General features: G+C 67.6%; 15 protein-coding genes, 1 pseudogene and 1 CRISPR repeat array. Of the genes and pseudogenes, 5 read left to right on the top strand and 11 right to left on the bottom strand.

The features are described from left to right. Positions 1–3: 3 nt before the first annotated feature. The 3 genes from P7L68_RS01095 to P7L68_RS01085 all read left to right on the top strand — a co-directional run bounded on the left by P7L68_RS01095 (position 4) and on the right by P7L68_RS01085 (position 5,545). Positions 4–3,345 carry a carboxyl transferase domain-containing protein gene (locus tag P7L68_RS01095; RefSeq protein ID WP_371999148.1) on the top strand — a complete coding sequence of 1,114 codons (3,342 nt, stop codon included), beginning with the start codon at positions 4–6 and terminating at the stop codon, positions 3,343–3,345. A gap of 106 nt (positions 3,346–3,451) precedes the next feature. Beyond that, positions 3,452–4,666 (top strand): ABC transporter substrate-binding protein, encoded by a 1,215-nt coding sequence (locus tag P7L68_RS01090; RefSeq protein ID WP_371999147.1) that lies wholly within the window; start codon positions 3,452–3,454, stop codon positions 4,664–4,666. Positions 4,667–4,771: 105 nt separating this feature from the next. Continuing rightward, positions 4,772–5,545, top strand: coding sequence for a TetR/AcrR family transcriptional regulator (locus P7L68_RS01085; RefSeq protein WP_371999146.1), 774 nt, complete (start codon positions 4,772–4,774; stop codon positions 5,543–5,545). Between the two features lie 55 nt (positions 5,546–5,600). On the opposite strand, the pseudogene P7L68_RS01080 reads toward P7L68_RS01085, so the two are convergent. The 3 genes and pseudogenes from P7L68_RS01080 to cas1 all read right to left on the bottom strand — a co-directional run. After that, positions 5,601–5,840: pseudogene (locus P7L68_RS01080) on the bottom strand (transposase); the annotation flags it as partial. Between the two features lie 257 nt (positions 5,841–6,097). Then, positions 6,098–6,385 carry a CRISPR-associated endonuclease Cas2 gene (gene cas2, locus P7L68_RS01075; protein WP_371999145.1) on the bottom strand — a complete coding sequence of 96 codons (288 nt, stop codon included), beginning with the start codon at positions 6,383–6,385 and terminating at the stop codon, positions 6,098–6,100. 30 nt (positions 6,386–6,415) lie between these two features. After that, positions 6,416–8,407 carry a CRISPR-associated endonuclease Cas1 gene (cas1, locus tag P7L68_RS01070; RefSeq protein WP_371999144.1) on the bottom strand — a complete coding sequence of 664 codons (1,992 nt, stop codon included), beginning with the start codon at positions 8,405–8,407 and terminating at the stop codon, positions 6,416–6,418. A 151-nt stretch (positions 8,408–8,558) separates the two neighbouring features. Continuing rightward, a CRISPR array of direct repeats spans positions 8,559–8,869; the repeat unit is 38 nt; unit sequence AGTTTGAAGCCATGACCAATCGCTCCGGTCATGGAAAC. A 121-nt stretch (positions 8,870–8,990) separates the two neighbouring features. Here cas1 and P7L68_RS01065 point away from each other — a divergent pair. After that, on the top strand, positions 8,991–12,623 hold the full coding sequence (locus P7L68_RS01065) for a hypothetical protein (protein ID WP_371999143.1): 3,633 nt from the start codon (positions 8,991–8,993) through the stop codon (positions 12,621–12,623). Here P7L68_RS01065 and P7L68_RS01060 read toward each other — a convergent pair. The 5 genes from P7L68_RS01060 to P7L68_RS01040 are packed head-to-tail and all read right to left on the bottom strand — an operon-like array spanning position 12,604 to position 21,132. Beyond that, entirely contained in the window at positions 12,604–13,515 is a 912-nt protein-coding gene (locus tag P7L68_RS01060) for a hypothetical protein (RefSeq protein ID WP_371999142.1), read from the bottom strand. The genes P7L68_RS01065 and P7L68_RS01060 overlap by 20 nt on opposite strands. Before the next feature lie 10 nt (positions 13,516–13,525). Then, on the bottom strand, positions 13,526–15,925 hold the full coding sequence (locus P7L68_RS01055; RefSeq protein ID WP_371999141.1) for a TIGR03986 family CRISPR-associated RAMP protein: 2,400 nt from the start codon (positions 15,923–15,925) through the stop codon (positions 13,526–13,528). A gap of 1 nt (position 15,926) precedes the next feature. Further along, positions 15,927–17,561, bottom strand: a complete 1,635-nt coding sequence (locus tag P7L68_RS01050; protein WP_371999140.1) for an RAMP superfamily CRISPR-associated protein — start codon at positions 17,559–17,561, stop codon at positions 15,927–15,929. Beyond that, entirely contained in the window at positions 17,558–19,492 is a 1,935-nt protein-coding gene (locus P7L68_RS01045; RefSeq protein ID WP_371999139.1) for an RAMP superfamily CRISPR-associated protein, read from the bottom strand. The genes P7L68_RS01050 and P7L68_RS01045 overlap by 4 nt, the downstream gene beginning before the upstream one ends. A gap of 5 nt (positions 19,493–19,497) precedes the next feature. Further along, positions 19,498–21,132, bottom strand: coding sequence for a hypothetical protein (locus P7L68_RS01040; protein ID WP_371999235.1), 1,635 nt, complete (start codon positions 21,130–21,132; stop codon positions 19,498–19,500). A gap of 115 nt (positions 21,133–21,247) precedes the next feature. Between P7L68_RS01040 and P7L68_RS01035 the strand changes: the two genes are divergently transcribed. Then, positions 21,248–21,835: a hypothetical protein gene (locus P7L68_RS01035; RefSeq protein ID WP_371999138.1), complete on the top strand. Its 588-nt coding sequence runs from the start codon at positions 21,248–21,250 to the stop codon at positions 21,833–21,835. On the opposite strand, the gene P7L68_RS01030 is transcribed toward P7L68_RS01035, so the two are convergent. The 3 genes from P7L68_RS01030 to P7L68_RS01020 form a co-directional block, all read right to left on the bottom strand. Then, the gene (locus tag P7L68_RS01030; protein ID WP_371999234.1) at positions 21,825–22,787 is read right to left on the bottom strand and encodes a tyrosine-type recombinase/integrase; all 963 of its coding nucleotides are present in this window, start codon (positions 22,785–22,787) and stop codon (positions 21,825–21,827) included. The genes P7L68_RS01035 and P7L68_RS01030 overlap by 11 nt on opposite strands. A gap of 71 nt (positions 22,788–22,858) precedes the next feature. Further along, positions 22,859–23,476 carry an RES family NAD+ phosphorylase gene (locus tag P7L68_RS01025; protein ID WP_371999137.1) on the bottom strand — a complete coding sequence of 206 codons (618 nt, stop codon included), beginning with the start codon at positions 23,474–23,476 and terminating at the stop codon, positions 22,859–22,861. Further along, on the bottom strand, positions 23,477–24,190 hold the full coding sequence (locus P7L68_RS01020) for an XRE family transcriptional regulator (RefSeq protein WP_371999136.1): 714 nt from the start codon (positions 24,188–24,190) through the stop codon (positions 23,477–23,479). Between the last annotated feature and the right edge of the window lie 59 nt (positions 24,191–24,249).

Here is a 24,249-nt window from a genome sequence, read left to right as displayed (position 1 = left end):
CAGATGACCTCCCCCTCCTCCCCCAATTCTCCCTCGTCTCCCCTCTTCCGCCGCATCCTGATCGCCAATCGCGGCGAGATCGCGATCCGCATCGCGCGCGCCGCCGCCGAGCTGGGCATTCCGACCGTGGCCGTCGCCCCCAAGGATGATGCCCGGTCGCTGCACACGCGCCGCGCCGATCAGGCGGTGGAACTGCCGGGCGTCGGCGCCGCCGCCTATCTGGACGGCCAGGCGGTGATCCGTGCGGCGCTGGAAACCGGCGCCGACGCCATCCATCCGGGCTATGGCTTCCTGGCCGAAAACGCCGGCTTCGCGCGGGCCTGCGCCGAAGCCGGGCTGACCTTCATCGGCCCGAAGCCCGAAGCGCTCGACCTGTTCGGCGACAAGGGCGCCGCGCGCCGGCTGGCGGCGGAAGCCGGCGCGCCGCTGGCCCGCGGCACGGCCCATGCCACCACCGAAGACGAAGCCCGGCGCTTCCTGGAGAGCCTGGGCGACGGCGGCGCGATCATGATCAAGGCCGTGGCCGGCGGCGGCGGCCGCGGCATGCGGGTGGTGCGCGCGGCATCGGAACTGGCCGAGGCCTGGACCCGGGCGGGTGCCGAGGCGCTGGGCGCCTTCGGATCGGATGCGCTTTACGTGGAAGAGCTGATCCAGCCGGCGCGGCATCTGGAAATCCAGGTGCTGGGCGATCGGACCGGCCGGGTGATCCATCTGCACGAGCGCGAATGCAGCCTGCAGCGCCGGCATCAGAAGCTGGTGGAGATCGCGCCGCTGCCCGGGCTCGACCCGGCGCTGAAGGCGCGGATCGCCGGGACCGCGGTGGCGCTGGCCAGGGCCGGCGGCATCCACACGCTGTGCACCTTCGAATTCCTGATCGACGGCCGCGACCCCGACGGGCAGCGCTTCGTGTTCATGGAAGCCAATCCGCGGCTGCAGGTGGAACACACCGTCACCGAAGAGGTGACCGGCGTCGATCTGGTCCAGACCCAGATCGGGCTGGCCGCCGGGTTGAGCCTGGCCGAGCTGGGCCTGGGCGAGGGCCGGCTGCCCGAGCCCGAGGGCGTTGCGGTGCAGCTGCGGATCAATATGGAGAAGATCGGCGCCGATGCCGTCGCCGTGCCCGCGGGCGGGGTGATTTCGGCCTTCGAAGTGCCGGGCGGACGCGGTGTGCGGGTCGAGACCTTCGGTTATGCCGGCTATGCGACCTCGCCCCATTACGACTCGCTGCTGGCCAAGCTGATCGTGCATGTGCCGGGTAACCGGCTGGATCTGGCGCTGGACCGGGCCCGCCGGGCGCTGGCCGAATTCCGCATCGAAGGGGTGGCGACCAATATCGGCTTCCTGCAAAGCCTGATCGCCGACGAGGCGGTGCGCGCCGGGCGTTTCGATACCGGCTATATCGGCGCCCACGCCGCACGGCTGGCCGAAACCGCCGACAGCCATCCGAAGCTCTGGGTGGAAAGCGGCGGCGGCGGGGCGACCAGGGCGGCGACCGGCCCGGTCGCGCCCGAGGGCACCGAGGCGGTGGCCGCCCCGATGACCGGCCGGGTGGTCGCGATCGAGGTGGCGCCCGGCGATGTCGTCCGCCCCGGCACGGTGGTGGCGATCATCGAGGCGATGAAGATGGAGCATACCATCACCGCGGGCCGGGCCGGCATCGTGCGCGCGCTGGCCGTGGCGGTGGACGAGACCGTCTATGGCGACCAGCCGGTGCTGTTCATCGAGCCGGGTGAATTCGAGGGCGCCGCGGAAGAGGAGACGGTCGAGGTCGATCTGGACCATATCCGCCCGGATCTGGCCGCGATCCTGGAACTGCATGACGAGTTGACCGATGCCCGCCGGCCCGATGCGGTGGCGCGGCGGCGCAGGACCGGCCAGCGCACCGCGCGCGAGAATATCGAGGATCTGGCCGATCCCGGCAGCTTCATGGAATACGGCGCGCTGGCGCTCGCCGCCCAGCGCAGCCGCCATGATTACGAGACGCTGAAGAAGATGAGCCCGGCCGACGGGCTGGTGGCGGGTGTGGGCTCGGTGAATGCCGGGCTGTTCGGGGCGGAGCGGGCGCGCTGCATGCTGCTCTCGTACGACTACACCGTGCTGGCCGGCACCCAGGGCTTCATGAACCACAAGAAGATGGACCGCATGTTCCATCTGGCCAATGACTGGGCGATGCCGCTGGTGGTCTTCGCCGAGGGCGGCGGCGGCCGGCCGGGCGATACCGACCATGTCGGCGTGGCGGGGCTGGACGTGCCGACCTTCAAGCTGCTGGCGCAGATGAGCGGCAAGGCCCCGACGGTGGCCGTGGTTTCGGGCCGCTGCTTCGCCGGCAATGCGGCGATCGCGGGCGTCTGCGACGTGATCATCGCCACCCGCAACGCCAATCTGGGCATGGGCGGGCCGGCCATGATCGAAGGCGGGGGCCTGGGTGTCTACAAGCCCGAAGAGGTCGGGCCGATGGATGTTCAGGTGCCGAACGGCGTGGTCGACATCCTGGTCGAAGACGAGGCCGAGGCGGTCGCGGTCACGAAAAAATACCTGTCCTATTTCCAGGGGCCGGTGGCCGACTGGACGGCCGCCGATCAGCGGCTGCTGCGCAATGCCATCCCCGAGAACCGGCTGCGCGCCTATGATGTGCGCAAGGTGGTCGAGCTGGTCGCGGACACGGGTTCGGTGCTGGAACTGCGGCCCGATTACGGCATCGGCATCATCACCGCGCTGATCCGGATCGAGGGCCGGCCGATGGGGCTGTTCGCCAACAATCCCCGCCATCTGGGCGGTGCGATCGATGGCGAGGGCGCCGAGAAGGCGGCGCGCTTCCTGGATCTCTGCGAGGCGCACGGCCTGCCGGTGCTGTCGCTCTGCGACACGCCGGGTTTCATGGTCGGCCCCGATGCCGAGAAGACCGCGCTGGTCCGGCGGGTGTCGCGCATGTTCGTGGGCGGCGCCAATATGACCGTGCCGATGTTCACCATCGTGCTGCGCAAGGGCTATGGCCTGGGCGCCCAGGCGATGGCCGGCGGCAACATGCTCTCCCCCGCCTTCACCGTGTCGTGGCCGACCGGCGAATTCGGCGGCATGGGGCTGGAAGGGGCCGTGCGCCTGGGCTATCGCCGCGATCTGGAAGCCATCGCCGACCCGGCCGAGCGTGAGGCGCTCTACCGCAAGCTGGTCGATGCGCTCTATGCCAAGGGCAAGGCGTCGAACATGGCGGCCTTCCTTGAAATCGACGGCGTGATCGACCCCGCGGCGACCCGCGACTGGGTGCGGCGCGGCCTCGACGGCTTCCCGGTGCCGCCGGCACCGGCGGCGGGCGCGAAGCGGCGGCCCTTCATCGCCACACGCTGAGCCGAAAGACTCCCGGCCGGCGATGCCCGCAAAGACGGGCACACCGGCCCTCCCCCCCCAACGACCATACCCGGGCGCAAAGACCGGGATCGGGAGGAAAGATCACATGCGCAGGATATCGAAACCCGCCGCGGGGCTCGCGGCGGCACTGGCGGTGCTGTGCCAGATGGCGGCTGTCGAGGCGGCGGATGCCGTCAAGATCGGCGTGCTGACCGACATGTCCTCGGTCTATTCGGATTTCGGCGGCCAGGGATCGGTGATCGCGGCCGAACTCGCGATCGAGGATGCCGGCGGCAAGGTGTTGGGCCAACCGGTCGGGCTGGTTTCGGCCGATCATCAGAACAAGGCCGATATCGGCGTCACCGCGGCGCTGAAATGGTTCGACGACGAGGGCGTGCAGGCGCTGTTCGACGTGTCGAATTCCGGCATCTCGCTGGCGCTTCAGGACGTGATCATGAAGCGCGACAAAATCGCCGTGTTCTCGGGCGCCAACAACAAGAGCCTGACCGGCGACAAATGCACCACCAACGGCCTGATCTGGGGCTATGACGGCTATGCGCTGGCCAAGGGCAATGTCGAGGGCATCTTCAAGAGCAACCCCGGCAGTTCCTGGTTCTTCCTGACCGTCGATTATGCCTCGGGCCATGGGCTTGAAGGCGACACGATCAGCGTGATCGAGAAGATGGGCGGCACGGTGAAGGGTGCCGTGCGCTTTCCGCTCGGCACCAATGATTTCAGCTCTTTCCTGCTGCAGGCACAAGGGTCCGGCGCCGATGTGATCGCGCTGGTGGCCGGCGGGTCGGATGTCCGCAACATGATCAAGCAGGCGGATGAATTCGGCATCGCCCAGGCCGGCCAGCGGATCGCGCCTTTGTTCTTCACCGTCAACGACATCCAGGGTCTGGGGCTGGAAGCCACCCGGGGCATGCCGGTGGTCGCCGATTTCTACTGGGACCAGACCGACGGCACCCGCGCCTTCGCCGAACGCTTCAAGGCCCGCCACGGCAAGGTGCCGACGGATGTGCAGGCAACCGTCTACAGCTCGGTTCTGCACTATCTGAAAGCGGTGGAAGCGGCCGGCAGCACCGACACCCAGGCGGTGCTGGCGAAGATGAAGGCGATGCCGGTTCAAGACTTCATGACCGATGGCGCCACCATCCGTGCCGACGGCCGGCTGATGCGCGACATGTATTACTTCGAGGTCAAGAGCCCGGCGGAGTCGAAATACGAGCTGGACTATCTGGCCCAGAAGACCACCATCCCCGGCGCCGAGGCCTATCGCCCGGCGGCGGAAAGCGACTGCCCGCTGCTGAAGCGGTAAGGGGACCGACGCGCCGGTCCGGCCCGGTGATTTCGGGCTGGGCCGGCACGGCGACGGCGGTTATGGTCCGGTCGCAGACACCTGTTCAAACGCGGTAAGAGGGTGATGGCGATCCAGGACGACGACAACCCAAAATCGGCAACAAAGCCTGCGCGCACCCGCAAAGCGAGCGCCGCCGCCCCGCGCCGCCGCCGCCAGGGCCGCCCGCCGCTGGCCGATGCCGGGCCGGATGCCACCCGCAACGCGCTGCTGGATGCCGCCACGAAACTGTTTGCGCGCCTGGGCTACGAGCCGGTAACCACCGGCGCGATCGCGGCCGAGGCCGGGGTGACGCAGTCGATCGTGCATTACCATTTCGGCTCGAAGCAGAAGATCTGGGAGGCGGCGATCGACCGGCTGATGGCCGAACGCATCGCCTTCTATGAAAACCTCGCCGAAAAACCCGGCGGGGTGGACCCGCTGACCCGGCTGAAACTGCTGACCAAGGGCCTGGTTTATGCCAACGCCCACAACCCCGATTTCGCCCGGGTGACGGTACACGAGGGCTCGGTGCCGGGCGATCGCATGCACTGGCTGGTGGAAAGCTACATGAAGACCGCCTTCGACAAGTTCGAAGGCGCGATCCGCGAAGCCATGGCGGCCGGTGCCATCCGCCAGATGCCCCTGCGCGACGTGACCCTGATCATCATCTTCGGCGCCTCGCTGATCTTCACCTTCTCTGGCATGATCGAGCGGCTGTACGGCACGCCGCTGACCGATCCCGAAGCCGCGACCTCCTATGCCGACAGCTTCATCGACATCGTGTTCAACGGGCTGAAACCGGACGGCGCACCGGGGGCGGCGCCGCTGCCCTTCCGGGTGCCGGGGGTGTCCGGCTGAACGGCGCCACCACGGATTGACAACCCGGGCCGGCCATCAGACCATCCGGGCGTAAGGCCATGGAGGTGGCGATGAAAGCCGAGACGACGCGGCAGCGCTGCCAGGTGGCGTTCAGCACCTTGGCGATGGCCGCTTTCAACCCTTCGTGGGCGTCGGAGACCACCAGCTTGACGCCGCGCAGGCCCCGCCGCGCCAGCTTGCGCAGGAAGTCGGTCCAGAAGGTCTCGGCCTCGCTGGGGCCGATGGCCAGCCGCTCGGTGGCAAAACCGATCATCTCGCGCAGCAGATCGGCATCAGCGCTCTATTCCAGCAGGCCACGAAGGCTCATCATTTCATCGGTCATCGTCTTGATCCTTGGTTCGGTTGGGGGTTGCAACCAAACCCTACCGAAGATCGACGATGACCACCCCGATTTCGGGGGCGCCTGGGGATGATGCCTCCGGGCGCTCCGCGCCCTGCGCCATCATCCCCAGGCAAACGCAGTTACATCACATGGCGGGGCGTGACCGAAACCCGGGTTCCCGCGCTTTCCGGCGTCACATCGGGTGAGGCTTACAGCAACCAGTAATCCGCGGGTTCCGGAAGCGGCGGCCCGCCGACAACGCGGCTGTGATCAAGACCGGTGGCCCCCAGGGCATAGACCCTGAGCTTGTCGCCGGGGGCAAGGTGCGGGGTCAGGCGGGCGATGAGCCGGTCGGCCTCCTCCCGGGTCTGGCGAATTTCAAACAGGCTGCGCTGCACGCGCACGGCCACATCTTCCAGGATGCCGGCGATCCGGTCGCGGTCACGGTCGGCGACGATGTCATAGGCATAGACCATCACGAAGCGGGTCTCGGACATGAGGGCGGCTTTCTGCTGGCAGGCGGGCATTCAGTAGTCCAGGTGATAGGGGACGAAGGGTGCGTCGTCCTCGATATGCCGGCACCAGGCGGCAAGCTGGGCGTCGATCAGGCCGCGCCAGGCCCGCCGCCGCCCATCCGGGCCGGTGACCGGCCGGTCGAGCCAGCCTTCCCAGGTGCGGATCACCCGCCGCCCCGCTTCCGGCAGCACCCGCCAGCCGCCATCCGGCTGGCCGGAAACACCCGCCCGATCGGGGGCATCCGGCGGCGGCGGATAGCGGATGATGTCATCGGGCCCCAGGATCCGGTTGTTGAACAGATAGACCGCGCAGGCTTCGGCCAGCGGCGCACGGAAGATTTCGATCAGGTCCGAGACCAGCGCATCATGGCCGTCGCGCACCTCGTGAAGCACACCGAGACCCGGATCCAGAGCGTGGCGGGTGGCAAGGGCCTTAATCTCGCGGGCCAGCAATGCCGCCAGCCAGTCCAGGATCAGGTTCACCGGATCGGCCGCACCGCGCCGCAATCTGCGGCGGAAGACCCAGCCATGGTCGATCAGGGCTCCAAGGGCCGGCCAGTAGATCGCAGCGGCCTCGCCCTCATGCCCCATCAGCTGCGGGATATCGTCGGCCAGCGGCAGTTTCCGCCGGATCCGCTTCAGCCGGTCGGCAGCCGCATCGACGGTTGCCAGACGCTTGCGTCGGTTCAGACGCTTGAGCAGGGCCTGGGTGGTCTGAAGCCGGGCATCCACCAGCAGCCGGGCCAGGGTGAGCCGGCTGTCGGGGTTCAGGATATGGCGCGCCTGGGCCAGATGGCGCTGCCCCCGGGCACCGCCATCGGGTTCAAGCCAGGCCTCGACACCGCCCAGGCCATCGAGCAGGGCCACGGGAATACGGGATGCCGCCGCATGACGCAGGGCCCGGGCATCGGCGGCAACCCGATGACCGAGGTCGATGCGCCCGACACGTGCCGCCGGCAGCGCGATCAGCTCCCGCCCCGTCTCGATCTCTTCCACCGTGAAGGCCTGATTGCGGACGCTGAGCCGGCGCCCGGGCTCGACGACATAGAGTGGCCGCAGGATCGGCGAGGCTTCCGGATCTCCCGGCGTCATCGCGATCGGGTCAGACGCCGGGGGTGCTGTCGCCGGACGAACCACCGCCTTCGGCGTTGGATCGTCATCGGGCCGGGGCAGCACCAGCGCGCGGACGAAGAGCTTGCCCAGAAAGGCGAACCCCTGATCGAAACTGACCACCCTGGTCTTGTCCGGATGAAGGTGCAGGCCGTGATCGGCAAGCAGGGCGGCGACATGGGCGCGCGCGCCTTCCGCCGCCGCCTCGTCTGCGGCCAGGATCACGAAATCATCGGCAAACCGCACCAGATGAAGCCCGGCGGCCGCGATGCGTTCATCGACCGTGTCCAGATAGAGATTGGCCAGCAGCGGCGAGATCGGGGCGCCTTGCGGCAAACCGAGCCCGCCCCCCCGGCCGGCCTCACCCGTCGGATCATAGCCATCCAGCCAGAGGCCGACGAGGTCGACCAGACGGGCGTCCCCGGTCGCCTCTCTCAGACGATCGAGCAGACGGTCATGGGGCACGCGATCGAAAAATCTGGTGATGTCGGCATCCAGCACCCAGTGGAAACCCTGATCCCTCAGGCTCTCGACCCGGGCAATGGCGGTGCGAACCCCGCGGCCCGGGCGGTAGCCATGGCTTGACGGTTCGAAGGTGGCATCGAGCATCGGCCCCATGACCAGGGCTGCGGATGTCATCAACACCCGATCCGCGACACAGGGAATGGCCAGCCGGCGGGTGCCGCCATCATCCTTCGGAACATCGAGCAGACGATACGGCCCTGGCCGCCAGGTTCCGCCCCGCACATCCGCCGCCAGCCGGGCAAGCCGGGTCTCGACACCGATACGGAAGGCATCCAGACTTTCACCATCGCCACCGGGACCGCCACGGTTGCGCAACACCTTGAACCAGGCTTCCCAGAGCCGATCGGGAGCAAGCAGACGGTCGAACATGGCGAAAGACCCAGTGGAATTCATAATTATCTGATATTATTATAGAAACCGGGATGCCTTCAAGGAGCGAATACCCGTGCATGAAATGACCTCGATCCCGACGGAAAATGGGCCAAAACAGGATATCTTGACAATGGCCTGGAAGAGGGGGAGTTTGAAGCCATGACCAATCGCTCCGGTCATGGAAACGGGGTTCTCCTTGAGTTGGGGGTCGTATTCGGGTTTGAAGCCATGACCAATCGCTCCGGTCATGGAAACTGGCTCGCCCAGCAGAATGATGGGCACGTCCAGTTTGAAGCCATGACCAATCGCTCCGGTCATGGAAACCCGCCACACGCGGCGCACGCCCAGTAATCAGTTTGAAGCCATGACCAATCGCTCCGGTCATGGAAACGGGGCGCCGCGGGTTTTCACGTCGTAAAGGAGTTTAAGGCCATGACCAATCGCCCCGGTCATACGCTTTCCTGTGTCTTGCCCTCTCCCTTTTCAAAAGCGCGCCCTCCGATCCTGTGACCCTTCACTCTTCCCGCTCACCCGTCCGGATGATAGCCTCGTCCCAGGGTTGATCGGATTGGGGGGCGCCATGCGGCTGGTCGTGGTGGTGGTGCGGGATCTGGTGACCGCCCGGGTGGCGGAGGTCCTGGGGGCAGAGAGCGGGCGCGGGACTGAAACGCTCGCGGTCGCGGGGTCCTGGCGGCAGTCGGGTGGAATGCCGGCCGATCTGCTGGACCGGGTGATGACCCGGCTGGCGGCGCCCGAGACAGTCGCCACGCCGCGCCTGCGCGAGGTGGTGCTGGCGGGGATCGACGATGCCGACGCTGCCGCGGTGATTGCGGCAACCGGGGTCAGGCTGCGCTGCCATCCGGGCCATGTGGTGGTGGATGACGGACCGGGCACCGGCGCTGCGGCGGCGGGGTTTGCCGCCGCGCCGCAACGGCCGGTGTCGCTTCTGGAACAATTCGGCGGCCATGACCGGGATCAGATCCCCGTGCTGGACCGGCTGATCATCGCCAATGATCTGGGCGGCATGGCCGGGTTGACCGGCGCGCTGGAGGCGATGGTCTGCCGCAAGGCCGCTGCATCGGCCGCCGCCTGCGAAGCGCTCTCGCAGCTCGTCGGTGTCGACATCAGCCCCTGCGACCAGGTCGACTGGGGCGCGGCCAGCCGCCACCTGCCGGCCGAGGCCTGGAACCTGCCCTGTCTGGATGCCGCAGCCCCGCCGACGGATGGCGCGGCGCAGGAGAGAGGGGGTGAGACGCGCGCCCCCACGGTGCTGGCGGGAGAGGTGCTGATCCGGATCATGCTTCGGATCCGCGCCTGGGATGCGGTGATCGCCCAGGAGATGCGCGACCACCATGAACGCCGGGGCATGGCCCCCGTCAATGCCGGGGCGATCCTGTCCCGGATCTGTCGCGCACCAGCGGCGAAGGTCAGGGACTGGCTGGACCGGGTGGACCGGGTCGCGCAGGAACCGCTCCTGCTGCGGGCATTTACCCCGGGCGCCGACCGGGTATCGGGCGGGGAGCGGCTGATTCTGGCCGAGATGCCCGAGACCGATCGCGACATCGCCGCCGAGGCGATCCTGCTCGGGATGTGGCAGACCGGCGGCGGACGGCCCGATGCCGAGACCGATCTGCTGATCCTGGTCACCCGGCGGCCCGAAACCGGGGATGCCGCGGACGAGGCGCCGGCGCCCCGGACCATCGCCCTGGAACATTACGGCGCCCGCCGCAATGCCGGGCTGATGCGCGACTGGTTCCGGCCCGATCTGCGGGCCGCCTGGGGGACCGGACGGCTCCATTATTACGGCGGCGGCGGCGAATGCCTGTTCTTCGGCGCCGAGGACCGCACCGGCACCGATGCGGCGGCGCTGGATGCCCTTGCCGACAGGATCCTGGCCAATCTGCTGAACGGCAACCGGCCGGTGGCGGGCTGGCGGCTGTCCTTCAGCCAGATCCTGGGCCTGAAGGAGGAGCTGACGGCAGACGACATCCAGGCGCTCTGTGCCGCGACCCGCGACCCGAACCGCCCGGTTCACCTTCTGCAGGCCACCGACGAGGAACGGATCTATCTGGCCGATCAGGTGCGCGACATCTTCGCCCCCGCCGTTTCCGCCGGTCAGACCGGGTCGGCCGACGGCTGCACGGCGCTTGCCGACGCGCTGAACCATGGTCATGCCCTGATCAGCCTGTTGATCGATGTCGGCGCGGGCGGCCGGCTCAACGGGCAGCCGACAGGTCCGCTGTCGCTCCGCTATGTCCACAACAGCCGCGCCTCGGCCCGCTGCGCGCCGGTGGTGGGTTTGCGCCTGCATCTGGCCTTCCGCTCGGTGCTGATCCTGGAGGTCATTCTGGGCGACCTGCTGAACCCCGCCCCCTCGGGCGAGGAACATCTGAGCCTGGCCGCGCAGATGCAGCCCTGGAAGGCCGCGGACAATAAGGTTCGCCAGGACTGGCGGGCGCTTCTGACCCCGCCCGCCGGCCCGGTTTGCACCGTCGCCGATGCGCTGGACTGGGCGGCCCTTGGCCGCTTCACCCATTCAGGCTTCGCAGAGGCCGGGCTGCCCGAGAAGCCGACCGACGGCCATGTCGCGATCAGCCTTCATGGCCCGTCCGGGATGCTGGGGCATATGATCCGCGGCCATGCCGTGACGCCGGATGATCAGCGGCTGACCGGCTGGTTCGGCGCGTTGATCGACATCGCCTTCGCGGCGCTGGGCTGGGACCGGGCAAGGCTGGCGCCGCGGCTGCTGACCGATGATCGCGCCCATGTCGTCCACTCCCTGGTGACGCTCGGGCAGATGCCCGATCAGGCCGAGGCGGTCGAGCGCCGGCTCTGGCTGCGCGGCCGGCTCGCCACCGTCGATCGCTATGACAGCGGCCCCGCCTATGACCCCGGGGCCACCCGGGCCGAGATCGCCGCCGCCGCCTATGGCCGCTTCGATGCCGATGGCTCGTGGTTTGCCGCCACCAGCCATTCCTTCGTTATGTGGGGCAGCGGCTGGTTCGCGCGCAATGTGATCCATGCGGTGCAGATGCCGACCATGTATCGCCGGCTGTTCCTGATCACCCAGATCCAGGCCGGCGTGCTGATGCAGTTCACCGCCGAGGTGATCCGCCGCCTGCCGCAACTGGTGGAGGGCGATGCCGATCCGGTCAACGATCAGCGCGCGCAGTTCCGGGATCTGCGCCGGCGGCTGATCCGTTTCAATGACGGCTTGTGGTATGGCGATGTCACCACCCAGGTGCAGGGGCGGGAGCTGTTCGAGCTGATGCGCCGTCAGGCGCGGCTCGATGCCGAATACCGGCTGATCGACGACAAGATCACCCGCACCGAAAGCTGGCTCGCCAGCCTGACCGAAGAAGCCGCCGCAATGATCGAACGCCGCGGCGCCCGGGTCCAGGCGGTGCTGTTCGGCCTGGGCCTGCCGGTAGTGATCGCGATCGGCCTTTTGGGGCTGAAGGAATTCGTCGCCGGCAACGACGCCAAGGGCGAGGCGCCGATCTGGGATCTGCTGTCCGGGGCCTCGGCCATGGTTCATCTGCCGGTCTGGGCTGCGGCCTATGTCGTCGGCTGCATCCTTTCGGTGGCGCTGTACTGGCGGGAGCTGAGCTGCACCGCCGACCCGGCCAAGCCCCTGCCCTCCACTGCGTCGCCCCGGCCGGCGCGCGGCCTCGACGCCGGCTGCCGCTGGCTGCGCAGGCGCATCGCCTGCTGCACCACCTATCTCCGCCCCGGCCGCGACCCCGACCGCGTAACGTTGCGCGTGATCGCCCTCATCCATGGCGCCCTTCTGGTGGTCGCCCTGGTTGTGGGCCGCTGCACCTATACCCCCCCTGCGGCCCCGAAGCCCCCCGCTGAGGGCCGGATACCCGGTGGATATCATTATCCCATTGAAATAAAATACAGAATTCCGAATTCATCGGAGAACTTCACGCCATCGTATGAAATATCAAGCATGCCGACGGAAAATGGCGTCTTCAGAGGCCGCTTGACAAGCGGGTTGGAAGGAGGAGAGTTTGAAGTCATGACCAATGGCTCCGGTCATGGAAACTTCATAATAAATGGCTCGGCCTCTGGCCATCTTCCTCTGAAGCCCTGGCCAAAGGCTCCAACGCCCCTCCGACATCCGTCACCCCCGAGGTCCGGAGGCCACGCCTCCGGGCGGGTCCGGGCGGCAGCCCGGTCTTCCGTCGTCAGTCTTCCGAGACGCTGAACCAGCCGAGACCGGCCGTGGCGCCCTGCCCCAGATGGGCATCGGCGGCGATGGCGAGCGGCAGGGCGAAGGCCGGGTCCAGATCCTGCAGGATCAGGCGGCCGCGGAAGCCGGCCATGGGGATGATGCGGCCGGCGCGGCGGCCGGAGCGGCGTTCCCAGCGGTCGGGGATCAGGCCGTCGGCCTGGATGCGCAGCCTGCGTGAGGCGGTGCGCAGAGCGCTGAAATCGGCGGTGATGGCGATGTCGTGCCAGCGGGCCAGGCCGCTGGCGCGGTCGGCGAGCATCATCGGCAGGTTGTCGAGATGCCCGGCCAGCGCGCCGCCGGCCTTGAGAGCGAGCGGGGTTTCGATATCCAGCACCAGCGGGCGCGAGGTGTCGGGCAGTCGGCTGTCGGGCAATGTGGGCAGGCCGGTGATCCGGCGGATCTCCAGCGCCTCGACCGGCCAGGGCACGCGCATCCGGCCAAGGGCGCGCAGCGACACGCCGGCTGCCAGCGCCTCGACCAGGGCATCGGCGACGGCGGGCGCCCAATAGCCGGCGAAGCCGTAGAGCGCGATCTCGATGGTGAGGCTGCGACCGCGCCGCTGCACCCGCAACCGCCAGGGCCGCGGCACTTCCAGCCGGCGGGTGAGCATGGCCTGGGTCTGGAACAGGATCGCGAAGGCCGAGGGCCGGTTGAACGGATCCCGCCGACCGCCCGCCCCTCCATTTGCCGCCCGCTCTTCCAGCACCCGCCCCAGCGCGCCCCGCACGGCCGCCCCCATCCACGGCCCATCCTCCAGCCCGGCCGGGGCCGCACAGCGGAGGTGGATCACCTCTCGCGTGAAGACCGGGCCGAGCAGGTCGAACCCGCCGGTCAGGGCGGGGGTGGTGAGGCGGGTGGGGATCATTTGGGTGGGGTTAGCGGCCGAGAAGCTTTCGGCGCAGTTCCAGGGCTGTTGGCTTGCGCTCAGGAGCAGGGTCTGGAGGTGAACGATCGCGCGACCGCTGTGGATTCTGAGGGCCGCGAGGGCCAGGCTGGTCGCGAGGGCGCAGAGGTGGTGGATCCGGCAACAGGGTACGCAGCGCGCCCCCGGTTACCGGCCCCAGAACCTGACGCCGACCGCTGTTGCTCTTTTTGTTGTCAGCCGACCACTTAAAGGTCTCCTCCTCACCATGGACGGGCTGAGCGGATGTCCGGGGAGACATGACCATGAGCCCGCCGGAAGGTGGTTTTCCAAGAGCCTCCAGCGCCTTGGCGGTCTCGGGAAGATGACGCTGAAACCTGTCACGCCAGGCTTTGGCGAGGTTATCCGGCGCAAGCTCGTCCTGTGCGTCTGCCGCAATGGCACGGCTCTGGTGGTCGGTGAACGGGTCGGTGTAACGGCCGATGCGATCGATCAGCACCAGCTCAAGCGGCTCGACCTCGACGGTCCCCAGGCCGATGCCCCGTCCGAGGCCAAGCTTGTGTCTGAATGATGCGTTGGGGCGCAGCGCATAGGCCAGAAGCTCCAGCTCATGCCGGTCCAGATTGTCGAATCGGACCCGGAAGGTGAAACGGGTTTCCGGCGTGATGGGGGTGACCCTCAGCTTCTGCTCACGGGCATCATCGGCGGCGGCGTCCTGCTGCCCGCTGTGCCAGCGACCGGGTGTCCGGCGGCGCCCCAGGGCATCGGTTTGCGACGGCTTGCGATCGACGGCGCGGTCATGAACATAGCGCTTGATACCGTTCGGTCGGTGGCTGCTGGTGGCAAGCGCCGCGTCGGTGATCCGCCCGCCCGCCTCGTGGAAGTAGAGTTCGGACGAGGGCAGTTTCGGGCTGGACAGGATGCGCAGCACAACCGGCGCTTCCAGAACCGCATCGCCTGCCCCGGCATCTTCAAGCCTTGCGAAATCAACGGCGACCCGGCCGGCATAGGCCCTGCCACGGCCGTCACCCCCGGCCTCGGGCATCGGCTGCTCGCGGTCGGCATCGGCCACGAAGCCGAACAGGGCTTCCGCCCGGCTGATGCGCGCATCGGCCGTGGCAGGGGAAAGCGGCCGCAGCCGCCGGCCGGCGCGACGCTCTGCCTGCTCGAAGAAGTGATGAACATCGGCAAACTGGTGGCTGCCCGCATCATCCGCGTCATGGCGTGCCGCACGCCGCCAGGCGCTGCTGTAGGTGATCTCCTGCACCCGTCTGCCATCCGGGCTCATGTCGAAGAACACCAGATCGCCGGGGCGCGGCCGGAAATCGGGATCGTCGCGATTGGCATTGCGCGGATGAACCCCCTCGGATGCCTGCCAGGCCTCGCGGGCAAGCTCTTTGAAATCACGGAGCACATCATCGTCGAGCGGCAGGGCCGGCGTTTCCGGAGTGGCCGCATCGACAAAGAGATCATGCGTCTTGCTCTTGGGCGTATCCTCACCGCGTTCCAGCAACCGGACCCAGCCGGGCCGCGCCGATTGGGAGCCCGCGGGCCGCGGGAGTTCCGGGCGCCCCGTGCGCCGGTCATCCGGCGGCCACAGCCCCAGGACAAAGCCGCCGCGGTTGCCCTTAGACAGCTTGACCTTGATCCGCATCCGGCCCGCGGGGGTCTCCATCCATATCTTATCGTCTCTGTCCGCTGTGATCGTCGGCGGGCGGTCGAAGGATGGAGGCGTAAACCGGTTGCTCAGCTCGAAAGATGTCGTGGCTGTCCGATCGGTATACTGGTCGCGGAGGCGCCCATAAGCGCGATCGCCGTCACCATCCCCGAAATAGGTCTTGAGACGCCAGCTATTGAAGGCGCGTTCCCATTTGCGCCGGAAGGCGGCCCAGCCCTGGATCTCGAAGTTGGTATCGATCGCAAAGGTCGGCAGGGCAAGCGGCCGCAGGACCAGAGACTGGTTCGGTCCCGCCTCGATCCGCCCGACCGCGGAAAGCGCATCGCGCAGCGGCACGCGATAGGACAGGAGTTCGCGCCGGTCCAGGATGCGCGGCGCAGATCCGCTGGCGATCTCGGCGACGGCGGAGATCATGCCCCGCAGGCTGCTGCCGGGAAGCGCGATCTCCCCATGCAGGCGAAACGGCGCAACCGTCGCATAGTCGCCACGATCCGGGCGGGTCTGCTCGCCCCCCAGCACGAGCGGGGTTTCAACCGTCAGGCGGCAGTCGATATATCCGGACAGGCGGCCGGTCACCCAGCGATCATGTGTCAGGCCGCCGATATCGGCGCCGGCAGCTGCGATCTGGTTGGCGGTCGGGTATGTGCCGAGAAGGTCGCGGGCATCGCCCCGCGGCGCTTCGGCCGGATCAACGAACTGATAATTGTTGATGAAAGGGGCCTTGGGGTCGGTCATATCATGCCCCTTTCACGACGGGTGCGGATCGGTCTCCACCACTTGCCCGCAGGGCAGGCAGAGCCTGTCGGGTGACGAACAGACGGAACATCTCGGCGGTGAACGGGTCGCGGGCGGCCCCGTCCGTCAGGGCAAGATCCTGCCAGCCATCCTCAGCCGCAAGGGAGCCGCCGATCCGCAGGCCCCGCAGACTTCCGCCGGTCCGGCCATAGCCATGGGCGGTGCCATGACCGACGGACATATCGCCGTCGATCAGGTCCTTCAGCACCAGGACGACGAGGGCAAAGGCGGCATCCCGGCGTGTCGGCGAGAGTCCGTCCAGATCGAGGATGAGCGGGACATCCCAGCCCGGGGCTTCCGCAGCCCGACTGCGGAATTTCCGGCCGGTGGCCCCCCCGCCCGAGAAGCGGTCGAGCGCGATGAATTCCTGGATGGCAAAAACCGGCTCGGCCGTCGGCCGCATCGGGCCGATGCGCAGACGACTGCGTCGCCCGGTTGAGCCGAACACGTCCTTTGCCACTTGTGCCGCGCCATCGGGCAGGCGATGGCTGGTGTGATCACCGGCAAAGAGCGTGGTTAGAATCCGCATGGCCCGGGCTCTGAGCGCGCCTTTGAGGGATGTTGCCAGCAGCACCGGCCGCCCCTCCGGGTCGCGTCGGGTCTCGCGGGTCAAGGGACCCTCCTCTTCGCCCCGGGCGCGACGTTCCGCCTGCAGTCTCGTCGCTTCCGGATCTGTCGCCATCAAGCGGGTCGTAACCTGAAGGTCCAGATCGATGATCACCGACCAGGGGGTTGTCGCCAGATCGCTTACCGGCACCCAGCTTGCGGCTTCATGATCGAGTTGCGCTGCCGCGCTCCGGCGTGCCGCTGTTGCGGCCACATCCGACCGATCCCAGCTTTCGGTGGCGCCTGCCGCGATCCAGGCTCTGACCACCTCCGCATCATAACACCGCACCTCCCCCAGCTCGAACACCGCCGCCCCCTTGCCCATACCCTTGTCGGCGCCCAGCCGGATGCGGGTCTCTTCGGGGCCGGTGTCGAAGCCGTTGAAGGCGGTCAGCAGGGCCTGGGCGATTTCGGCTGAGGGCACGAGCTGGCGCCCGTCCTCCGCAGGCGGCGTCTCGATCACCACGCGGATATTGAAAACCGTGCCCGGCGGCAGGGTCTGCTGGTGGAACAGGCGGCGGCCGTCGACGGTGCGGGTGCGCGGGTCGATGGCGATGCGGGCCTCGCGGGCGGGTTGGATCGTCTGCGTGGCGCTGACTTCGGCATCGCCGATGATCACCCGGCCGCCCAGGCCGTCATCTTCCTCCCCGGACCGATCGCTGCGGGTGGTGACATGGCCGAAAACGTCCTTCTGCCAGTCGTCAGTGATCAGGCCGTCGGGTGCCAGCTGCGCCAGATGCCGATTGATCCAGGCCCTGAGCGCACCTTTGAGCGAGGTGCCGGGGATGTAAGGACGCCCGGTGTCGCTGCCGGCGACCAGCGCGATGTCGGGGGTCTCGTCCTCAGTCATGCGGGGGCCGCGCAGGGCATCGTCGGGCCGGCTTTCGCCGGTGCCCAGATGCAGCTCCGAGGTGAGCCGGAGCCGGCCGGTGATCAGCCAGCGCGGCCCGAAGGCGGGTTTTGTGGTCATGCGTCACCTCCCGCAGAGGTCCGTGCCGGATCGGGGTCGGGCATCTCCCAAAGGCCGTCGGGCAGGTGGATCGGGGTCAGACGTGTCCGGTCCTGCAGATGGCCTTCGGGGCGCGGCGGGTCGAAGACCACCGCGCCATGGCCGTTTTCCGGCAACCAGGGGCAATGGTTCCACAGCTGATCGGCCGCAATCCCGTCCAGCTCATAGTCCTTGAGCACCGATGGCGGCACCGGCAGGCCGATGCGGCTCCAGCGCGTCAGCACCGGGGTGGCGTCGCCCGTGCCGGTCGGCTCGATCACGAACAGGCTGCCGGGCTGGGTTACGCCCCAGGGCCGATACTGCGTTTTTGGCGGGCGCTTGCGGGCATGGAAGGCACCGCCGCGCATCGCCTCGGTCGTGAAGGCCCGGTGCAGGCGCAGCGTGCCGCCCGACAGCTCGTCGATCACGCGGGCATAGGCGGCACGCAACTCGGCCAGCCCCTGATGCCGGCCCAGCACATCCGGTGGACAGAGCAGGGTTTCGGTCACGATCAGCATCCGGATCGGGCGGCCGACCTCTGGAACCGGCACCGCGGGCAGGCTCTCCGGGACCACCCGGATCAGCGCCGTGGCATCGGTCTTGCCGATGCCGACCAGCCCGGTCCGGGCAAGATTGGCAAGGGCCGCCCGCACATGGCCGCGCTCATCCTGATCCAGGCCGTAGAGGTCGATATGGCCCAGCCAGACATGATCCTCCACCCGGCAGCATTCCTGGCCGAAAAGCTGGCTGCGCGCCGCCCGGCGCCGCTCGGGCGAAATCGCGGTGCGCACCCGCATCACCCGGCCCACCGCCTTCCCGCCCGCCGACCCGAGATCGGCACCATTGCGCATCATCGCCCTGACGGCGTCGGGCGTGGTCTTCCAGTCGGTCGGGTGGGATGGCGCCATGCTGTCGATCAGAACCGGCTCGGTCTCTTCGGCCAGATCGACCACCACCTCGTCGCCCGCCGTCGCCAGCGATTCCGGGCAGGGCAGCGGCCGCCGGCCCGAAAGGCCGTCGGCCGCTTCAAGCCGTTCTTTCGCGGTGGTACCGGGGCAGTACACCGGCTCGGCCTGGCCGATATGCAGCCGGGTCAGGATCGGCGGCGTCACGGGCGCCATCACGCCGCTCTCGGGATGGGTGTGAGAGATCAGCCGGGCCAGCACGCCCTTGATCACCCGCCCCGCCACATGATCCACCGAATGGAACATGTTGCCATAGACCGGCCGCTCCGAAATGCAGAACGGGGTCTCGAAGGCCAGAACCAACCGCAGGCGGTCGGCATCTTCCGGCAGGGCGCCCTGCCCTTTGCCGTTCGCCTCCTTCAGTTCCGCCGTCAGCACACGGCCAAAGCCGGCGCCGCGCAACCCGCCCAGCTGCAGGATCCAGTTGAGGCAGATCCGCAGCCGGTCGGCGATCTCTGCCGCATAGGGCGCTTCGTCGGAATTACCCAGAATGATCAGCGCGCCGGTGAAGGTGACCTTGTCACCGGGGGCATAGGGGGCTTCCAGGACCTGAAGCGCCCCGCGCTCGACCGTCCCGGTCTCGTCACTGATCTTGACCCGGGTCCGGCGCCCGTCCGGACGGCCGGCATGGTCCGCCACCAGATCGCCGGGCAGGATCACCCGCTTGCGCTGCCCGGCCGGCCCCTCCACGGCCGCGTCGGGCGAGAAGCCCGGGGCCCCGAACAGCGTGTCGATATCGGTAAACTGATCCGGAGCAATCTCCGCCAGCTGGGCCCAGGCCTCGCGCAGCTTGCCGGCGACATGGCTGCCGGGAATGACCGGCAGGCCGTCCAGCCGGTCGCCCTGGCGCAGGATCGGCGTGTGGATACCCGGCCGGCCGATGGCGGTGGCGCGGGGCAGAACCGGTCCGGCGACCGTCAGGCTCAACTCGTAACGGCTGATCTCCATGGCCCTCAGACCTCCGCCATGTCCTGTACGTCCGGGGCCAGATAGTCCCAGAGCATGTCGAGATGCAGCCAGAGCCGGGCGTCTTTTCCCTGCGCATCGAACCCCCAGCACCTCCCCAGCGTCTCCGCAGCCTCGCGGATCGCCGCCTCGGCCGGTGCATCCAGATCGCGCCAGAACCGACCCCAGGCCCGGTCGGTCTCCGGCGTCACCGGCCCGTGATGAAGCAGGGCATCGGCCAGGGCATGCAGCCGGCGACGGGGCAGATGTTTCTTCATCGCCGCCACGGCGCACGGCACGTCGTTCCAGCTTGCCCCCTGCGGGGCCGTCAGGCACATGGCGGTCGGCGTGATGCCCGCCGTTCCATAGGTCCGGGTCAGATGCGCCTCCAGGTCCTGGCCGACGGCATCGAAGGATTCGAGCACCATGACCGCCAGACGGGTGCTTGTCCGTTCTGCCTTCGCGACATCGTCGGCCAGCTTTTTCGCCAGCTTGCGGATGCCGTTGATCGGCGCATCATAGTGGCAGAACACCATGCCCAGACCATGGGACATGTCCATCGACCAGCCATCCTTCTCCGGCACGTCCATCGACCTGCCCTTCCCCTCCACCGCCCTGTTGCGGATATGCTCGGCAAAGAGCGCAGCCACCTCCCACCCCCGCCAGGCCGGCAGCACCCAGATCAGCTCATCCCCGCCCCAGAGCAGGGTTTCGATCCGCCTGAGGGGATAGGTCGGGTCATCCTGCCTGATCAGCTTGACCACCTTCTTCAACAGGTCACGGCGCCAGCCCTGAAGCGCCTTGTCGATCGCCTTCTGGGTCTCGATCGGGGTATCGCTTGCCTTCACAAGGTCGCGGATCTGTTTGCTGAACCGGTTGCCGTCGGCATAGAGCACGGCCATTTTGCCATCGAGGGCCTCGTCGGGCCGGCGGGCCAGATCGGCGAGTTCGTCGGCATATTTGGGCCGCCCGAAGCGAGAGCCGCCGTCCTTCAGATAGGATGTGCCGTGGATCACCCGATCATAAAGCGTCTGCTTATAATGACGGCCATAGGCATGGCGGTCGCGCACGCTCCGGCTCGCCGGATATGGGCCGGAGCCCTCGTCCTTGCGCCGGAAGATCCAGGTATCCGCAAGCCGGGTATGATCGTTCGGGCAGATCAGCTTTGTCTTGTCCCAGCTGGTCCCCGCCGCAGGCAGGACCAGCGAGGGGGCCTGCTGCTGCTGCCAACGGATCAGCGCCAGCAGGGTTTCCATATCGGCCCGGAAGTCCGCCGTGTCGGCACAGGCGGCCGTCAGGATGCTCAGATGGTCCAGGACCCGGAGAAGCTCGTCTTCATCGATGGCGCCCGGAAGCGGCCTGGCTGGCTCACTCTCCTCATCGTTGGATGCCGCGGGGGCATGGGCCGTCAGCCGCGCCCGCAGATTGCGGGCGACCGTCCAGGCATCGGCCTCATCCGCCGCGCTCACCCGGAACACCCCCACCGATGCACCGGTCGTCACCTGCTCGACCGCGCCCCGGGTCAGCTCCTTCAGGGCCTTGGCCGCGTATTCGATGGCATGAAGCATGGCGAGGCCGCTGCCGCGGATGGTGCTCAGATCCTCGGTATCCGAAAGGACCGCGCTGAAATTCACGCACTCCATCCGGATGTAGTAGGCTTGGCCGGGCCCGGGGCCCTCCGGGGATGTCGCCATGGCGGTGGTCCACGTATGATTGCATTATCGTCACATCATGCCGCGCATATGAATGAGATGCCACATGTTTACGCCTGATGCGCGAGCTGCGCAGCGTCGCATCTTCGCTGTAGATGCGGAAACCAACGGGCTTTATGGCGCGCCTTTTGCCATCGCGGCGGTGGCGCGTGGCGGCGGCGCTACGCCCGCCGTCTTTCTGGGCCGGTGCCCGTTGATCGGGCCGGTCGATCCCTGGGTAGACCGCGAGGTCATCCCGGTGATGACCGATATTCCCTGCACCCATGACGGGCTGGATGCGCTGCTCGACGACTTTTGGTTGTTTTATCGGGCAGAGGTCGGGGCGGCCGGCGACGAGGATCTGGTCTGCATCGCCCATTGCGCCGCACCGGTCGAAGCCGGGCTGTTCCGCCGCTGTGTCGAGCGCGATCTGGCAACCCGCGAATTTCAGGCCCCCTTCCCGCTTCACGATCTGGCAACGCTGCTGCTGGCAGCGGGGGAGGATCCGCGTGCGGCCCGGTCCTACCTGCAAAAGGCCGGCCTGAAACTGCCGGTCGAGGATCGCCCCCACGACCCGCTCGCCGACGCCTGGTGTTGCCTGATCGCGGCCGAAAGCCTGCTGTCCGAGGCCCGGGCAGCAGCGGTCAGAGCATGACCCGCTCCACCTCATCCAGCGTCACCTCATCCAGCCGCCGGTCATAAAGCTGGGTGGTGCGGGTGGAGGCATGGTTGGCCATGGTCGCCGCCTTTTCCAGCGTGCCGCCGTTCTTGAGATAGGCGGTGATCCCCGTGGCCCGGAAGCTGTGATTGCCGATCGGCGTCTCGATCCCGGCCGCAGCGGCCCGGCGCCGGATCATCGCATAGGCATCGGCCTGCTGCATCGCCCGGTCGCTCAGCCGGCCGGTGCCACGGGCGATGGTCCGGAACAGGGCACTCCGCCGGTCACCCGCCAGCGCACAACCCTCCATATAGTCGTGCAGCCAGGCATCGAGATTGTGGTGACAGGGCATGTCGTGACGCTTGCCCCCCTTCTCGTGCAGCCGCACCCAGAGGCGCCGGTTCTGGACATAGACGTCCTCCACCCGTATGGCCAGGGCCGCACCGATCCGGGCGAAGCTGTAGACCATCAGCCCGATCAGGGCGCGGTCGCGCAGCCCGATCGGGGTTGAGACGTCGATCGCCTCCAGAATCCGCCGCGCCTCGGCCGCCTCCAGAACCGGGGTCTTGCCCCGTTTGACCCGATGCACCGGGCCGCGCACCGCCGCGGCCGGGTTGGCGGGCAGAATCTGGCCGGTCACCAGCCAGTCGAACAGATGCTTCAGCCCGGCCAGGCGCTGCTTGACGGTCGGCGCGGCGAAGTGCCGGCCCTGAAGCTCGCCCCAGGCCGCGACATGCAGCGGCTGAACCTGACCGATCGCGGTCAGCCCGATGCCGCTGCACCAGGTGAGGAAGTCTTCGGCCGCCCGGCCATAGGCACGCCGGGTGTGCGGGTTGCGGATCCGGGCGACGAAGAATTCGAGGAAGCGCAGCCGGGCCGGATCGCCGGCGGCGGCGATGAGGGGGGGAGTGGCGGGCAGGCCGGGTGGGGTGGAGGGGCGGGAGAAGATCGACCGAACAGAAACGCTGATGAGGGGCCCGACCCCGGCCGCCAGTGGGGCGTGCGATCGCGGCTCGGCTGTCAGGAATCAACGAGAGCGACTTTCAAATCATCCAGCACACTCGCCAGCCCCGGCGCACCGATCAGCTGCATCTTCTGCCTGACCCGGAGCTTCCTTATGGCACGGTCAAACACAGCCAGGCTGGTATGGCCGTTAAGCCGCGAGGGATAAGTAATCCCGTCTGGTTCGTCCTTATGGTCGTAGAACGCCAGGGACCAAGCCCGGGCGAGCGTCTGAGTTGACGCCTTTGCAACATCAGTCGGCACACCCATGACAATGGCGCCGTCATCACGCAGGTCGACCATTGCGAGTGGGTTCGCAATTTCGATTTCCGCATAATGGCGGTCATATAATTCAGACATTCCGCTCGGCTGATCGCCGATCGTGCCGTCGCGTTGATCTCGGAGGACCGCTTCAAGGAAGCATACCTTCACGGTCTCGCCGAGATACAGCACACCAAACCGGTTGGCGGGTTTACGCCGCCGCCGTGGGTCACTGAAGCGGTTCGGTGTCTTGCCGTAACCGAGTGGTTCGGGATAGCGCCCCAGATAGATACGACCAGATACCTGACCAGACGGCACTTCATAGATACGAAGGGGCGCCTCCGCAAAGCCTTTCGGTGGGGGAGTCTTCGCCATTTAGCGGAAATCTCTCCCGACACTCTCGGCCGCCGCCAGCACCGCATCCCCCTCCCCACGCTCCAGGGCCTCACGCCCGGTCAACCCGTCAAGTTCCCCATGCGGCTGCATCAAGAAGCGGTAGATCGCCCAAGGGCTGCCGAGCAGATCATGCAGTGCGGCCAGTTCAGCATAAGGCTTACCCTCCGCATCCAGCTGCCAGACAGGAAATCGAAAGCCGCGCTTGGTACCGTCAAGGCCGAGGATCTGGCCATTCTGGCGTTTTGTATTCACCGTCACCCGGGTTGTTCCGAGTATTTTGGCGAATGCATCCGCGTTCAACATATCCTCGCCCCTCAGGATTTCAGCCGCACGCAGTCGCCCACGTTCCCGCGCCGCAGCCAGGGCCGCTTCGAGATCCCCGGCCGGTGCTGCGGCACTTTCCCTCGCGACTTCCGACCCAGTGGTCGTGTCTTCGACCGGGGTCACAACGGTCTTACCTTCGGGGTCGACATCGACACGAAAACTCACGGGCCGGCCGGCCCGACGGCTCCGCGCGATAGCGTCCCCATAGACTTGAAGGAGTGCCTTCATCTGCTTGGGAGCACTGGTAAACTGCTTGGATGCCGCGGCAGGAAACTGCAGCTTGAAGCCGGCAGTTCCCTTTGGCGATTCTCCGGCCAGCCGTCGGCCCGCGCCATTGCGCGTACCCGTTTTTGATTTAGGAGCTGCCATGATCCAACCTCCGTTGGATCTTATATGGATAACTTCGATAAATTCGTCAAGTTCGTAAA

This window comes from Tistrella mobilis, assembly GCF_041468085.1.
Classification (GTDB): Bacteria; Pseudomonadota; Alphaproteobacteria; order Tistrellales; family Tistrellaceae; genus Tistrella; species Tistrella mobilis_A.
The sequence above is the reverse complement of the archived record's forward strand: the minus strand, read 5'-3'. Positions and strand labels throughout refer to the sequence as shown.

Coding starts and splice junctions, on each gene's coding strand:
- P7L68_RS01095 (WP_371999148.1), top strand. CDS start 4: ATGACCTCCCCCTCCTCCCCCAATTCTCCCTCGTCTCCCCTCTTCCGC.
- P7L68_RS01090 (WP_371999147.1), top strand. CDS start 3,452: ATGCGCAGGATATCGAAACCCGCCGCGGGGCTCGCGGCGGCACTGGCG.
- P7L68_RS01085 (WP_371999146.1), top strand. CDS start 4,772: ATGGCGATCCAGGACGACGACAACCCAAAATCGGCAACAAAGCCTGCG.
- cas2 (WP_371999145.1), bottom strand. CDS start 6,385: ATGTCCGAGACCCGCTTCGTGATGGTCTATGCCTATGACATCGTCGCC.
- cas1 (WP_371999144.1), bottom strand. CDS start 8,407: ATGTTCGACCGTCTGCTTGCTCCCGATCGGCTCTGGGAAGCCTGGTTC.
- P7L68_RS01065 (WP_371999143.1), top strand. CDS start 8,991: ATGCGGCTGGTCGTGGTGGTGGTGCGGGATCTGGTGACCGCCCGGGTG.
- P7L68_RS01060 (WP_371999142.1), bottom strand. CDS start 13,515: ATGATCCCCACCCGCCTCACCACCCCCGCCCTGACCGGCGGGTTCGAC.
- P7L68_RS01055 (WP_371999141.1), bottom strand. CDS start 15,925: ATGACCGACCCCAAGGCCCCTTTCATCAACAATTATCAGTTCGTTGAT.
- P7L68_RS01050 (WP_371999140.1), bottom strand. CDS start 17,561: ATGACCACAAAACCCGCCTTCGGGCCGCGCTGGCTGATCACCGGCCGG.
- P7L68_RS01045 (WP_371999139.1), bottom strand. CDS start 19,492: ATGGAGATCAGCCGTTACGAGTTGAGCCTGACGGTCGCCGGACCGGTT.
- P7L68_RS01040 (WP_371999235.1), bottom strand. CDS start 21,132: ATGGAGTGCGTGAATTTCAGCGCGGTCCTTTCGGATACCGAGGATCTG.
- P7L68_RS01035 (WP_371999138.1), top strand. CDS start 21,248: ATGTTTACGCCTGATGCGCGAGCTGCGCAGCGTCGCATCTTCGCTGTA.
- P7L68_RS01025 (WP_371999137.1), bottom strand. CDS start 23,476: ATGGCGAAGACTCCCCCACCGAAAGGCTTTGCGGAGGCGCCCCTTCGT.
- P7L68_RS01020 (WP_371999136.1), bottom strand. CDS start 24,190: ATGGCAGCTCCTAAATCAAAAACGGGTACGCGCAATGGCGCGGGCCGA.